At 38.3% G+C, this 14,882-nt stretch carries 12 protein-coding genes; 9 read left to right on the top strand and 3 right to left on the bottom strand.

Annotation, left to right across the window (positions count from 1 at the left end; genetic code table 11):
- Nucleotides 1–258: 258 nt before the first annotated feature.
- Complete coding sequence (locus ACZ5N5_RS01045; RefSeq protein ID WP_277678118.1) at nucleotides 259–1,161, bottom strand: ArsR/SmtB family transcription factor; 903 nt, start codon at nucleotides 1,159–1,161, stop codon at nucleotides 259–261.
- 168 nt (nucleotides 1,162–1,329) lie between these two features.
- Here ACZ5N5_RS01045 and ACZ5N5_RS01040 point away from each other — a divergent pair, with 168 nt between their 5' ends.
- The 3 genes from ACZ5N5_RS01040 (at nucleotide 1,330) to ACZ5N5_RS01030 (ending at nucleotide 6,309) form a co-directional block, all read left to right on the top strand.
- A complete protein-coding gene (locus tag ACZ5N5_RS01040) occupies nucleotides 1,330–2,646 on the top strand; it encodes a hemolysin family protein (protein ID WP_464373087.1) in 1,317 nt (438 codons plus the stop codon).
- A 3-nt stretch (nucleotides 2,647–2,649) separates the two neighbouring features.
- Nucleotides 2,650–5,280, top strand: a complete 2,631-nt coding sequence (locus tag ACZ5N5_RS01035; RefSeq protein ID WP_464373086.1) for a cation-translocating P-type ATPase — start codon at nucleotides 2,650–2,652, stop codon at nucleotides 5,278–5,280.
- A 273-nt stretch (nucleotides 5,281–5,553) separates the two neighbouring features.
- Nucleotides 5,554–6,309 carry an NAD-dependent epimerase/dehydratase family protein gene (locus tag ACZ5N5_RS01030; RefSeq protein WP_109983045.1) on the top strand — a complete coding sequence of 252 codons (756 nt, stop codon included), beginning with the start codon at nucleotides 5,554–5,556 and terminating at the stop codon, nucleotides 6,307–6,309.
- 53 nt (nucleotides 6,310–6,362) lie between these two features.
- Here ACZ5N5_RS01030 and ACZ5N5_RS01025 read toward each other — a convergent pair whose 3' ends face one another.
- Nucleotides 6,363–8,114: a sensor histidine kinase gene (locus tag ACZ5N5_RS01025; protein WP_464373085.1), complete on the bottom strand. Its 1,752-nt coding sequence runs from the start codon at nucleotides 8,112–8,114 to the stop codon at nucleotides 6,363–6,365.
- Complete coding sequence (locus tag ACZ5N5_RS01020) at nucleotides 8,111–8,854, bottom strand: response regulator transcription factor (RefSeq protein WP_054861043.1); 744 nt, start codon at nucleotides 8,852–8,854, stop codon at nucleotides 8,111–8,113. The genes ACZ5N5_RS01025 and ACZ5N5_RS01020 overlap by 4 nt, the downstream gene beginning before the upstream one ends.
- A gap of 223 nt (nucleotides 8,855–9,077) precedes the next feature.
- Between ACZ5N5_RS01020 and ACZ5N5_RS01015 the strand changes: the two genes are divergently transcribed.
- The 6 genes from ACZ5N5_RS01015 (at nucleotide 9,078) to cyoE (ending at nucleotide 14,776) form a co-directional block, all read left to right on the top strand.
- Entirely contained in the window at nucleotides 9,078–9,695 is a 618-nt protein-coding gene (locus tag ACZ5N5_RS01015) for a YesL family protein (RefSeq protein WP_109983043.1), read from the top strand.
- A gap of 27 nt (nucleotides 9,696–9,722) precedes the next feature.
- A complete protein-coding gene (locus ACZ5N5_RS01010; protein ID WP_054788555.1) occupies nucleotides 9,723–11,042 on the top strand; it encodes an ABC transporter substrate-binding protein in 1,320 nt (439 codons plus the stop codon).
- A 61-nt stretch (nucleotides 11,043–11,103) separates the two neighbouring features.
- Complete coding sequence (locus ACZ5N5_RS01005) at nucleotides 11,104–12,051, top strand: carbohydrate ABC transporter permease (RefSeq protein WP_464373084.1); 948 nt, start codon at nucleotides 11,104–11,106, stop codon at nucleotides 12,049–12,051.
- Nucleotides 12,038–12,886, top strand: a complete 849-nt coding sequence (locus tag ACZ5N5_RS01000; RefSeq protein WP_109983040.1) for a carbohydrate ABC transporter permease — start codon at nucleotides 12,038–12,040, stop codon at nucleotides 12,884–12,886. Before ACZ5N5_RS01005 ends, ACZ5N5_RS01000 begins: the two co-directional genes overlap by 14 nt.
- Nucleotides 12,887–13,023: 137 nt before the next feature.
- The gene (locus ACZ5N5_RS00995; protein WP_464373732.1) at nucleotides 13,024–13,869 is read left to right on the top strand and encodes an SAM hydrolase/SAM-dependent halogenase family protein; all 846 of its coding nucleotides are present in this window, start codon (nucleotides 13,024–13,026) and stop codon (nucleotides 13,867–13,869) included.
- Between the two features lie 40 nt (nucleotides 13,870–13,909).
- On the top strand, nucleotides 13,910–14,776 hold the full coding sequence (gene cyoE / locus ACZ5N5_RS00990; RefSeq protein WP_464373083.1) for a heme o synthase: 867 nt from the start codon (nucleotides 13,910–13,912) through the stop codon (nucleotides 14,774–14,776).
- Nucleotides 14,777–14,882: the final 106 nt, after the last annotated feature.

Genomic DNA, 14,882 nt, shown 5'->3' with positions numbered 1-14,882 from the left:
TGATCTTTTTATATTTTACCTTATGAATGAACTATTTTGAAGAAAATTCGACTAATTTCTAGCTTATTTTTTAGGGAAACCCGCATTCGCTGGGTTCTTTAGCGGATGCGTTAGCTTTTCTTATACTTTGGACTTCAAAATTTTCGTATCGTTGCATTATTTCCGGCAAGAATGTTATGGTTTCCTAACGTATAAAAAAAGAACCTGATAGGCCCTACCAGGTTCTCCATACTAAATATTGAGCGTTTACATTGTTGATTAAATATAATAAAGCTTAAAATTAATATCTTGATTATGATTACCAAATTCTCGGCCAAACAAGGTTACCCCGCCTACATTTTCTGCCTCTTTTTTTACTTCGATTCTAAGCTTCCAGCCTTCTGTTCTTGTATCTAAGTCAGAGATAGTTACATCTGACATAGGCTCTCCATCCATATACGTACCGTGCGGGGTAATACGAATCGTTTTTAGTAGCCCATATTGATTAATATTGTGTGGCCACCATTCTGGGGTATACTTCCCACGTGTATCAGCAAAGTCTCCAGGGCTTACCCATGTTCCGAGCTCGACATTGTTTAAGGTAAACGTAATATCAGATGGCCAAACTTCATTGGAAAACGGGAACTCAGATGAAATCTCCATACTGATGTCTAACTGTTGTAGCTCGTCCTCTTCCTTTAAAAAATTCGGGGTTTTATATTCTATAAATCCTTGAGTGAACCATAAAATCCGTGCATCCATACGTTTTGGGTCCATAAAATATTTTGTTTCATCTACTGGTCCTATGAAATCCTTTATTGTTGCCAGTCCACAGGTTGGCAACACATGATAATCTGTATAATGACCGACAGGAACCGAAGTTTCATAGGTAGCAAAGGAATGATAGATTTTTTTCGGAAAATTAATTTCGATATGGTCAACCTTAAGGATCGAAATTCTTTGTAAGCCTGATTTTCCTGGAATTTTTTCTGTCCGAATAATCCCTGCTTTTTCTAACTTTTCAATGTGTTTGGTGACGATGGGACTGCTGATGCCTAATGCCTTCGATAAATCTTTTATGTTCATTTTGTTTTTCGATAATAATTGGATAATTTCTAATCTAACATCACTTGCTAATGCTTCATATACCGGTAAAGAAGATTTATCTATCTCTAACTGCATCTGATACCAACTTCTTTCTATATTATTTCTGCTTTAATTATCACATATATTGGCTTTTTTTGCTATGTAAAACTAATGGAATCAGGTGTCATCATAAACATTCTATGGTTGTATTTTAAACAATTTAGGGTATACCAATAATAACAGTTTTATTTGGAGGTTGAGGATATGGTATTAGCGATTACCGTACTAGTTATTCTTATTCTTATCAATGCATTCTTCGCTGCATCCGAGATTGCGCTAGTCGCATTAAATGATAATAAAATTCAAAAAAGAGCAAAAGAAAAGGATAAAAAATCGATGAAGCTTCAGACTTTACTAGCGGAGCCTGGTCGTTTTCTTGCTACGATTCAAATTGGTATTACGCTTGCTGGCTTCTTAGCAAGTGCCTTTGCCGCAGATAGCTTTGCAGACCCTTTAGCAAAATGGCTAGTATCGATTGGAATCCCCCTTTCTGAGGCCTTATTAAGAACGATATCAGTTGTAGGAATTACGATTTTACTATCTTATTTTACGCTAGTGATTGGCGAGCTTGTCCCAAAGCAATTGGCATTGCAAAAGGCCGAAAAAATTGCTTATCTCGTTGTCTCTCCATTAATGATACTATTTAAAATAAGTTCACCATTTGTGAAGATCCTTAATTTCTCTACAAATGTTGTCGTGAAATTGTTTGGAGTTGACCCAAATGCCAAAGAAGAAGAGGCGAATGAAGAGGAAATTCGCATGCTAGTAGATATTGGTGGTGAACGAGGTACGATCGAAGTAGATGAAAAACAGATGATTCATAACATATTTGAATTAAATGATAAAGAAGTATCAGATATTATGACACACCGTACGGAAATAAGTGCAATTGATATCACCATGTCGATACAAGAAATCTATCAGCTCATGAACGATAAGCGTTTCACGCGATTTCCTGTATATGAAGGAGATATCGACCATATCATCGGTGTCCTACATACAAAAGATATGATTTCTCTCATGACTAGTAGTGACTCTCCATCGATTAAGCCTATCTTGAGAAAGCCACTGTTTGTTCTCGAATCACAGTCAATCGACGAAGCATTTCGTGAGATGAAAAGGAATAATGTTCATATTGCTATGGTTGTCGATGAATATGGGGGAATTGATGGTATGGTAACAATTGAAGATATCATCGAGGAAATCGTTGGGGAAATTAGTAGTGAGCATCATCTCCCAGGAGAGCAGGAGAACTTTGGCTGGAAAAAAATAAATTCGCATCAGTTTGAGGTAGATGGTACAACACATCTCTATTTACTAGAGGAGATGTTCGGGGTGGAGCTTCCTACAGAAGAATTTGAAACATTAAATGGTTTTCTTTTGAGCCAATTAGGGTATATACCGCAAAAGGAAGAGTTACCGACTATTACCTATAAAAATTTAGTCTTTGAGATTGTGGAAATCACGGATTATCGAATTGAAAGAGTATGTGTAACATTAGAAAACGACAAGGGGGATTAACTATTGAAACACCATTACCAGACTACAAAGGAAGATGTTTTAAAACAATTAGAGGTTGATAAGAAAGGACTCCAGGAGGATCAAGTCAAAAAACGATTAGAAGAAGAGGGATATAATGAAATAGCAGATAGAGAGAAGGTCCCCACATGGAAATTGTTTTTAGAAACCTTCAAGGATGCAATGGTTGTAGTTCTTCTCATTGCAGCGATCGTCCAGCTCGTGTTAGGTGAAGTGATCGAATCGATCATTATTTTCCTCGTTATTTTGTTAAATTCCATTATCAGTGTTGTTCAGACAAAAAAAGCAGAGAGCTCATTGGATGCATTAAGGGATATGTCCGCACCTGAAGCAAAGGTCGTACGCAATGGCTCGACGAAAACCATTATGGCACGAGAGCTAGTACCAGGAGACATTGTAAAGCTCGAGGCTGGTGATTACATTCCGGCAGATGGTCGTTTATTAGAAGCAGAGTCTCTTAAAGTAAACGAAGGGATGCTAACAGGTGAATCAGATGCAGTTGAAAAGACAACAGCCCCGTTAGAGGAAGAAGTGACGATTGGGGATCAAGTGAACATGGTTTTTAGTAGTTCTCTCGTCGTCAATGGCAGGGGGACATTTGTTGTCACTGCTACAGGAGAAAAAGCGGAAATTGGTAAAATTGCCGAAATGATCGAAACAGCAGAAGCGAAACAAACCCCATTACAACGTAAATTGGATTCCTTTAGTAAGAAGCTAGGGATTGCCATACTGTTGATTTGTATCATTATTTTTGCAGTTCAAGTTGGAAGACTGTGGTTTAGTGATGCAGATGTAGATATGACAAAGGCCATTCTAGATGCACTGATGTTCTCTGTTGCCATTGCGGTTGCAGCGATTCCAGAGGCATTGCAATCGATTGTAACGATTGTGTTATCTGTTGGGACGAATAAAATGGCTAAGCAGCATGCGATAATTCGCCGTTTACCTGCTGTCGAAACATTAGGCTCGACTCGTGTCATTTGTACAGATAAAACAGGTACGTTAACAGAAAATAAAATGACCGTGACCGATTTTTATTTACCTGAAGTGGATAAGCCTTTTTCCGATAATAAATGGGATAAAAGTGAACAATTATTAATGCAAACAGCCGTCTTATGTAATGACTCCTATATTAATGAAGATAAAAAGGAAATAGGAGACCCTACAGAGATTGCCTTGATTCATTTGGCAGAGGATAAAAAGCAATCCTATAAGGAGATGAGGGACAAGTACCCTCGAAAAGCAGAGCTACCGTTTGATTCAGATCGAAAAATGATGTCAACCGTACACGAAATCGATAAAGAAATCCTTATGCTCATCAAGGGTGGTCCTGATGTTATGCTTGAGCGTGCTCAGTATATATTAGTAAATGGAGAAAGGCGAGAGCTGTCAGCAGAATGGTTGCAAAAATTACAAGAGCAAAATGAATCTTATTCGAAGCAAGCGCTAAGAGTATTAGCATTTGGGTATAAAAAAATAGACGAAGAAAATCCAAGCTTATCGGTAGAAGATGAAAAAGATTTTGTTTTAATCGGACTAATGGCGATGATGGATCCACCTCGTGAAGCAGTGTATGGGTCGATTGAAGAAGCAAAAAAGGCAGGTATACAGCCTGTTATGATCACAGGGGACCACAAGACAACAGCGGAAGCGATTGGTCGCGAAATTGGTTTGATGGAGGAAGGCGACATTGCTGTTACTGGTAAAGAGTTAGATAAAATGTCAGAACAAGAGCTTGATGAAAAGCTTGAGAGGATTACCGTTTATGCCCGCGTATCCCCAGAGAACAAAATTCGCATCGTGAAGGCATGGCAGGAAAAAGGACAAATTACGGCAATGACCGGGGATGGTGTTAACGACGCCCCTGCTCTGAAGCAAGCGGATATTGGCATTGGTATGGGAAGCGGAACGGATGTGGCGAAGGATTCTGCTGCGATGATTTTAACCGATGATAATTTTGTCTCCATTGTGAAGGCAGTCGGTGTCGGTAGAACGGTATTTGATAATATTAAAAAAGCCATTGCCTATTTGTTTGCCGGAAATTTAGGGGCGATCATTGCTATCTTATTCGCGGTGATTATGAATTGGGCAAATCCATTTACCGCCTTACAGTTACTTTTTATAAATCTAGTCAATGATTCACTTCCTGCTATTGCATTAGGGGTAGAAAAACCAGAACCGAATGTGATGAAGCGAAAGCCTCGCGATATTAAGGAAGGAATATTTGCTGGTGGCACCTTACGATCTGTGACGATAAGAGGGATATTAATCGGCGTTGCGGTCATAATCTCTCATTATATCGGTTTACAGCACTCGGATGAGATGGGAGTCGCTATGGCCTTTACGACACTCATCTTATCGCGTACGTTACAAACATTCCCAGCAAGGTCCAATGTTCAAACAGCCATTGGTGCAGGCATTTTTCAAAATAAGTATGTGATTGGTGCTGTACTCGTTGGGTTTTTACTTTATACGATTACGATTCTACCGTTTGCCCGTGATATCTTCCATATACCTGCTGAATTTGGCTTGAGCAAATTCGCCATTGCTTTTGGCCTAGCATTAGCGAGTATGATTTTAATGGAAGTAGTGAAACTGATCCGAAATAAGAAATGATATGGAATAGAGAGGCGGTTGTGCTTCTTATGTAACTGGTATGAAAGGCAATTTGAAAAAGAGGGGAAGCTTGGAGATAAACCGCATTTTGACTTAGGAAGGCGATCGGAAGCACAAATTGTCTAATATATGGAGATTTTGAAGCAAGAAAAAGTTCGAAACTGTCTAATGTAGCGAGGCACAGTGAAGAGGAAGCTTAACTAGTTAAATCTGTCAGCCATTTGTTGCAGTTTCCTCGCTACCATTACTACCTATTGGAAGGGAATCGATATTGTGAAAAAATTGGTAATTTTAGGTGGGGCGGGTGTAGTTGGCGAAGCATTATTTCATGGCTTGAAAAGCAGCTACAATATCCTGAACCTTGACAGAGCGATTGGCCAAGCTGATGCATCCCACCAATATGTGGATGCTACCAAATATCAAGAGCTTTTGGAAAAAATTCCTGAAGATACTGATGTGATCATTAATTTATTACGGATGGAGACAAGTCAGGCAATTGAGGAAGTGGACACTTTTGATCAAATGACCGACGTGTTTTTTAAAGCGACCTATTATACGATGCATGTTGCTAACACAAAGAAAATACCGAAAGTGATTTTTGCTAGTAGTAATCATGTCACAGATTATATGGAAGAGAATGGATTATCTAAATTGGGAAGAGAAATTACAACAGAGGATTATCCATATGCAAAGGGCTTATACGGGGTACTGAAGCTTGCCTCTGAGCAGGCTGGCTTTATCTTTTCCTTAAACACAGAGCTTTCTGTTATTAATATACGAATTGGATCTGTACCGAAGGAGGAGGAGCTGAAGGCAGTAGAAGGAAATGAACGGTTAAAAAGGACGTTATTGTCAAAAGTAGATTTAATTAATCTTTTTACTGCAGCAATCGAATCAGATAGAAGGTTTGGTACCTACTATGGGGTTTCTGATAATCCCGATAAACCATGGGATCTCACCAATGCGATAAAGGAATTGGGGTACCGACCAAAGCAAAATACGAGTGAACTAAAGAGTAGTGGACTCTAGTCGTGATAGGAGAGCACAGCCTGCATTTTTTATAAAAGGCTGTGCTTTTCACCTTATTTCAATGGATGAACAATCGTAATCGAGGTTCCCCATCCTTCCTTACTGAGAATACGTAATGTATAGCGACTATTGAAGATGAGATCGAGGCGCTTATTAATATTTGCTAAGCCGATGTGCTTGGATGACAATGCCTCAGTGTTGATAGCACGTCTTAATTGATGCAGATTTTCCCTTTGTATCCCTTTTCCATTATCCAAAACGGTAACATGAACATGGTTCTTGATAGCTTGGATTTTTATTTTAATTATTAGTTTTTGATTGGCTTGATGATCGATTCCATGAGACAAGCTATTTTCTATTATCGGTTGCAGCATAAATTTTAGCACCTGTTTATCCAACAGCTTTTCTTCGATATCCCAAATAATTGAAAAAGGATGATCCGAACGTATTTTGATAATTTCAATATAATTTTGCGTGTGATGTATTTCCTCCTTTAAGGTGACGGTATGTTGCTTCATTCGTATCGAGAAATGGAGTATATCTGTTAGGGTTTCTACCATTTTGGTTACTTTGTTCGGTTGTCCTGTTAATGCCATCGCTCTCCAATAGATGATCGTAAGTGTATTCGATAAAAAATGAGGATTAATTTGATTTTGAAGGGCTAACAATTCAGCAGTTTGGAGCTGATACTTCTTCTCCTTCAATTCCTTTTCTAAATTGCTTTGGTTCACATAATTTTTTAAAATTCTTTCGACAATAAGCTGATATTCGTTATCCTTAAACGATAGCTTCTTCGTCCAATTTCCATTTTGACTCGTCGTATTTAAGATAGAGATGATTTTTTGAACATGCTTGGCGTTTTTTTGAGATAAATAATAAATGGTTGTAGCCCCTAAGATCAAGGACAATAGAACTAATAGTATCGTAAACCATGTTAATTGATTCGGGATATAGTAGATAATACGGTCTTCAATGACAGAAATATAGCGAAGCTCGTATTCTTCAGAGAATAATTGATGGACAATATATCTGCGTCCATCTAGCGTGATGGAATAGTGTTCATCCTGATTCTCTAAATCTAATTCAGATGGATCGATTCGATTACTCGTCTTATTCTCATATAGTTTCTGCTGATGTTTATCTAAGACGAAAATATTCTGATCCTCATAATGATTTAGTTCATTCATTAAATCTTCGAAATAGCTTTGGTAAATATTTAATACAATAATGCCTTCCGCTTGCTTCGCATTTGTTTTAAAGATATTTTTATAAATCGAAATAACAGGCTCAGGTGTTTCAAATGAAAACTCTGAAATGCTTCGGGTCTTCATCCATAGCTCCTCCTGATTAGAGGAAGGATCAAACTCCTTCAACCATTCCGTGTCATGCATGGAGCTGATAGAGATAACCCCATTGGTAGAGGTGAGCACACGATTCTTTTCATTCTTATAATAAATATAGATGGAATGAATATAAGGTGTGGCGATTTCCTTTCGTCGTAATGTCCCTTCACCATATTCGAGATTCCGCTTCTGTTGAAGGGATAAATATTCTGAGTCTAGTATATTTTGAAGGGATAAAATGATCTCAGGATTCCAATTATAGTCCAAGTGTAATAGGTGCATGTCGTTTAGAACAAGGCTTGTCTGTTGGTCTAGCTGCTGTAGTAGGTTCAGGTTATTGGTTGTAATCGATTCTTTCATATATTTGTCGGTAATAAAAATAGCAAATGATCCGAGTAAGAATACCGGTATTAACACAGGAAACAAAAAAAGAACGATATTTTTGATTAATATTTTTTTCATTGTAAGCTAGCGTGATGATCGCTTGATTGGCGGTATTCTCTCGGAGTTATTCCATAAAATTTCTTAAACGTTCTCGTGAAGTTTTTGGGATTGCTATATCCGACAAGCTGGCTGATTTCATACGTTTTATAGTCATAATCATTTAACATTTGTGATGCTTTTTTCATTCTAATTTCGGTTAAATAGGTGGAAAAATTAGTCCCTGTCTTTTCCTTAAAGAAGGTACTCAAATAATTTGGAGACATTTTGCATAGACTAGCTAGATCGTCGAGTGAGATGCTAGCATAATGCTCCTCCACATATTTCTTTATCGTATGAATGATATTATCGGTATAATTTCCTTTCATAGATTGAACTGTTAAGGTCGAATCTAGTTTCTTCTTTAGGGTGGAAAATACCTCGTGAATCTCCTCATATTTACCTGGTTTAACGATATAGTCTACCACGCCAAATTTTAACGCTTCCTTCGCATATTGAAAATCACGATACCCACTCAAAATAACGGTATAAACGGGTTGGTGTTGCTGATAGATCTGTTTCGCAAGTTCAAGCCCGTCTATAACAGGCATTCTAATATCAGTAAGAACAACATCAATCGGATTTTGCGATAGATATTCGAGTGCTTTTTCACCGTTCTCACAATCATGGACCATTTCAAAGCCGAGGTGATTCCAAGGGAAATAGTTCTTCAGACCATAACGGATTTCTTTCTCATCATCTACAAGTAATATGTTGTACACTTCTTTTTTCTCCTTTCATGGACCGAAAAGTATCTTATTTTACGAAATCATAAGGAAGGATACTTAATTATGTAAACGCTTAACTTTTTAGTGAAAATATTAATTGTAACCCCTTTTTTAAACAAATGGTCACTATATACTTAATGTAATGATTAATTTATTCATTCATTTTAAAAGATAACAGAAAAAATAACAACCATAGAAGGGAGGGGTGCCAAGGCGTATGGAAAAGTTAACAGACATCATAAGGGTCTTCTGCATTTATCTTTTACAATTAGTTTATTTGAATCTGTTATGGTTCCTTTTTACGATTTTTGGATTGATTGTATTCGGAATCGTCCCCGCGACTTTGGCGGTTTGTAAAGTGCAGCAGCATCTATTAACAGAAAAACATGTACCATCGATATGGAGGCTATTTTGGAGAAGCTATCGCTCTCATTTCGTTAAGGTTAATCAACTCGCCATTGTACTCGGATTAATCGGTTTTGTTATTTATTTTGATATGCAGTTTTTTATGAATCAAGATAGTCTTTTCGGTTATATCATTAGTGTTGGTATGTACATTATGTCGGTGTGGTTCATGATTACCCTTTTGTACATTATTCCAACTTATTTGCGTTATCAACTAAGTCTGTTCGGATATATGAAATATGCTTTTATAGTAGGTATGTTAAATCCTATCAAAACGATTGGCTTTGCCATAGCACTTATCGGTGTGATCTATGTATCCTTAGCATTTCCACAGCTGTTATTCTCTATTGGGGTAAGCTTGACATTTTTTATCGTAATGATCATCGGAAATCATGCCATTGATCATATTCATGGCTTGAAACAAGCATAATTATTTTATGAAAAGGGGAGAATGCACATGATCAAAAAGAGGTATTTTTTATTTCTAGCTTTAGCATTCATTAGTTTATTAGTTGCCTGCTCGAATGATGAAGCATCAAACGGCTCGGAGGAAGCAGGTGGAGATAGCGAGAAAGTAGAATTGCGGATGCTGTGGTGGGGCTCACAGGACAGGCATGACCGCACATTAGAAGTGATTGATTTATATATGAAGGAAAATCCCAATGTAACGATTTCTGCGGAATTTACTGGCTGGGATGGATATTGGGAGAAGATGGCTACACAAGCTGCAGGTGGCAACTTACCTGATATTGTTCAAATGGATTATAAATATTTAGCAGAATATGTGGCGAAGGACTTGTTAGCCGATTTAAACTCTTTCGTCGATAGTAATGCGCTTGATTTAAGTGATGTTGAGGATACCTATATTGATGGTGGAATTATCGATGACAAGCTGTATGCCGTAAATATTGGCGCAAATGCACATGCCATAGTAGTGGATAATGCCATGTTTGAAAAAGCAGGGGTAGCTCCATTAGAGCCTGGTTATACGTGGGAGGAGTTAAAGGAAAAGGCAAAACAGCTCTCTGATAAATTAGGTGATGGTGTGTATGGGGTTCATCCTAATGCAGGAGTCATGGGATTTAAACATTATTTGAGACAGCATGGCAAGTGGCTATATAGTGAGGACGGGACAGAGCTTGGGTATGAGGATGATCAATTATTAGTGGATTACCTACAGATTACTGTAGATATGCTGGAATCTGGAGGTGCAGCCCCACCGGATGTATTTGAGACAGCGGGTACGAATGTCGAGCAATTCCCGATAGTGAATGAAGAAACAGCGATCGTGATGGATATGCACAGCAATCAAATTATCGCCATCGAATCTGCGGCTGGGAGACCATTGGATTTAATGCTCCAACCTACTTTAGAGGGTGGCGAACTTGGTCATTATATTAAGCCAGGCCAATTTTTATCGGTATCGGAGAGCTCAGAACATAAGGAGGAAGCAGCAAAATTTATTAGCTTTTTTACGAATAGTATCGAAGCAAATGAAATTTTAAATGCAGAGCGGGGAGTACCTATTGCCGGAGAAGTACGTAAGCACTTAAAGGAAAATGCAACAGATGCAGGAAGGAAAATGTTTGAGTATGTAGAATTAGCACAGGAATATAGTCGTGAAATTGATCCACCAGATCCACAAGGTTCAACAGAGATTGAATCATTATTTGAAAATGAAGTACAGGATCCGATTCATTACGGTGAAATCACGCCTGAAGAGGCAGCAGAGAACTTTCGAACAAAAGCATCAGAAATATTAGCCAAAAATAAATAATCAACATATGAAGTCATCTTATGAGGAGGTGGCTTCTACCTTAATGGTTGGAGGTGTCTAAATGAAAGAGCAAGCAGATGTCGTTAAATATCATCAGAATCGTCGCAAGCTACATAAGCAATGGAAGGTTGATTTGGTTGGTTTCACCTTTATTGCACCATGGTTAATAGGTTTTTTAGGCTTTATTGTAGGACCTATGCTTGCATCCTTGTACTTTTCGTTTACGGATTATGATTTATTATCCTCCCCAACGTGGATTGGATTGGATAATTACCTAAACATGTTCACAAATGACAGTCGATTTTGGCAAGCGATAAAGGTAACGTTTATTTTTGTCTTTGGTAGTGTACCACTTAAATTAGCCTTTGCCTTATTTGTTGCCATGTTGTTCCATACGAAGCGTCGTGGTGTAGGGTTATATCGAACCTTATACTATGTGCCGTCCATCCTCGGTGGAAGTGTAGCAATAGCAGTAGTGTGGAAACAGCTATTTGGTCGTGATGGTGCGATTAATGATATTTTATCATTGTTCGGGATCCCGTCGATTAGCTGGGTAACGAGCCCTGATTTTGCCCTTTCCACCTTAATCCTTTTAGTAGTGTGGCAATTCGGCTCCCCCATGCTTATTTTTCTTGCAGGTTTGAAGGCAATACCAAGAGAATTGTATGAAGCAGCAGCGGTTGATGGCGCTAGTCCGTTTCGCCAATTTCTCAAAATAACGATTCCTATGCTATCACCTGTTATCTTCTTTAATTTAGTGATGCAGACAATTCAAGGGTTCATGGCATTTACCCAAAGCTTCTTGATCACTCAGGGTGGGCCAATGGATCGAACATTATTTTATGCAGTTTATTTGTATGAAAAAGCCTTCGCTCATTTCGATATGGGATATGCATCGGCATTAGCGTGGATATTATTGCTGATTTGTGCCATTTTTACGGCATTTATCTTCCGGACAGCGAAAAGCTGGGTATATTATGAATCGGAAGGAGGTAATGAAGGTGAATAGTAGTAAACGGAAAACAGTCATTTATCATGGATCGATCTGGGGATTAGGTCTATTGATGATATATCCCATTTTGTGGACCATTGCAAGCTCCTTAAAGCCTGAGAGTGAAATTTTTCGGAATGCAGCATCCTTGATTCCTTCAGAAATCAGGTGGGATAATTATTTAAAGGGCTGGGAAGGCTTCGGTGATTTAAGCTTTGCTACCTTTTTCGTTAACTCGACATTTGTCACTACATTAGTGGTGATTGGAACCTTATTTTCGTCCACTCTTGTTGCTTTTGGATTTGCTAGGGTGAACTTCCGGTTTAGAACACCGTTATTTGTTTGTATGATTATTACCTTAATGCTACCTCAACAAATAACGCTAATCCCACAATATATTTTATTCCATAATATTGGCTGGGTAAATACTTACTTACCATTAATTGTCCCGGCGTTTATTGGAGGGGTGCCATTTTTTATCTTTTTAATGATTCAGTTTATCCGTGGTATTCCTCGGGAATTGGACGAAGCGGCATATATGGATGGGTGTAGCACATTCGGGATCTTTTGGCGTGTCGTCTTGCCTTTAACCATCCCAGCATTAGCGACTGTAGCAATCTTCTCCTTCTATTGGACTTGGGATGACTTTATGACACCATTAGTTTATTTGAATGATACGAAGCTTTATACGGTTGCGTTAGGCTTACAGATGTTTTCCGATCCTTCCTCTGTATCTGCTTGGGGGCCAATGTTTGCCATGTCTGTCGCATCGATTATTCCGCAATTATTAGTGTTTTTATTCTTTCAAAAATATCTAGTAGAAGGAATTACAGCAGGTGGTGTCAAAGGATAACCTTTTTGCTAACCCCTAGTGACTTCAAAAAAGCTTTTTGAGGTGACTGGGGGGTTTGTTTTGTTTGAATAATTGTATGAATAGTATTCCCTTCATGAAAATAGTATAATTAGTTTAAAATAATGGAAGGGGTAATCATCATGATGAATGCATTAGTGTTACAATCTGACTTCGGATTAGAGGATGGGGCAGTGAGTGCAATGAAGGGTGTTGCACACAATGTCAGTAAAGTAATCCCGATTTTTGACAATACCCATGATATTCCACCATTTGATATTTGGGCTGGATCCTATCGCCTTTGGCAAACGGTGAACTATTGGCCAGCTGGGACGGTATTCGTATCCGTAGTGGACCCTGGGGTCGGATCTGACCGTAAAAGTGTTGTCGTTAAAACAAAGGCTAACCAATATATTGTGACACCTGATAACGGAACATTGACACATATCGCTGAAAATATCGGGATCGAGGCGATTCGTGAAATTGATGAAAAGGTCAATCGCCTACCAACGTCTGGTGCATCACATACCTTTCATGGAAGAGATATTTATGCCTATACAGGGGCAAGGCTTGCTGCTGGAGTCATCACGTTCACCGAGGTAGGACAGGAACTCGCTGTAGACAATATCGTTCACTTACCTTATTTTTCACCAAAGGTTATCGAGCAATCGATTCATGGTACGATCGATATTCTAGACGTACGATTTGGTAATCTCTGGACAAATATAAGCCGTGAGCTTTTTTTGAGCCTAGATATTCAATATGGTGATAAAATAGAAGTGAAGATTCTCCACGAGAGTCGTAAGGTATATAGTAATATTATCGCTTTTGAAAGGTCATTTGCTGCTATTCATGTAGGAGAACCGCTGTTATATGTGAATTCTTTAGATAATATGGCAATTGCAATTAACCAAGGATCCTTTGCGAAAGCTTATAATATTGGGACAGGCACAAGCTGGCAAATTATGATTCGAAAAGTGGAATAAGAAAAATTAATGGTTTGGTAAATATCAAGGGGTAGAGAAAATGATTTTGCGTTACTTGTTAGATTTAAAGCATCTTTTTAAGCGTTTTGTATTGATTGCAAATGTGATGCCAGCATTGTTTGGTTTCTTTATTGCATTAAAATATTATGAGCTCTCTTTTATGGAGTATATCGGGGATTTTGTCTTATTAACGATTGGCAGTAATTTGTTAGTAGCCGGTTCGCTAGCATTAAATAATTGGCTTGAAGCAGATGTCGATCGATTAATGGAAAGGACAAAGGACCGACCGACTGTAACAGGATCGATGTCACTACGATCGATTCTAACAATAGGGATTGTTCTTAGTATTATTGGGGAAATATTACTTTTCACAATTAATATAGAGGTAGGGTTGTTAGGCTTTATTGGTTGGTATACGTATGTGGTCGTTTATACCGTTTGGACCAAAAGGCGTTTTACATGGAATACGCATGTTGGAAGCTTTTCTGGTGCGGTAACACCAGTGATGGGATGGGCAGTGGTTGAAACAAGTACACTGCATGTGATCCCTTTTTCGTTGTTTTTGATTATGTTCCTCTGGCAAATGCCACATACTTATGCGATTGCCATTAGAAAGTCGGAAGATTATGCACGGTCAGGATTGCAGATGCTTCCTGTCATAAAGGGCTATCAGACCACGATTCGCCGAACGGCTATTTATATCGGGTTATTAGTGATCTTACCATTTATGCTAGATTCCTTTAGCATGTCCTTTTATCTTGTTATTTCTGTTTTGAATATCGGCTGGTTTATTGTCGCATTAATAGGATTTAAGGCAAGTGATAAGAAAAAATGGGCTAGAGTGTTGTTCGTCAGCTCACTAATTTATTTACTTAGTGTTTTTATTATTTATTTAATTTTTGTCTGATAAGAAGCCATCCATATACATTCAGCTCTTTGATATATTCTTATCACTAAATGACCCCCAGATTAGATTGTTCGTCTAATTCTGGGGGTATTCGGTCTCTTTCGCG

It is taken from the genome of Gracilibacillus sp. JCM 18966, assembly GCF_055392695.1.
Note: the sequence above shows the minus strand (reverse complement) of the source record. Positions and strands in the feature narration are given on the sequence as shown.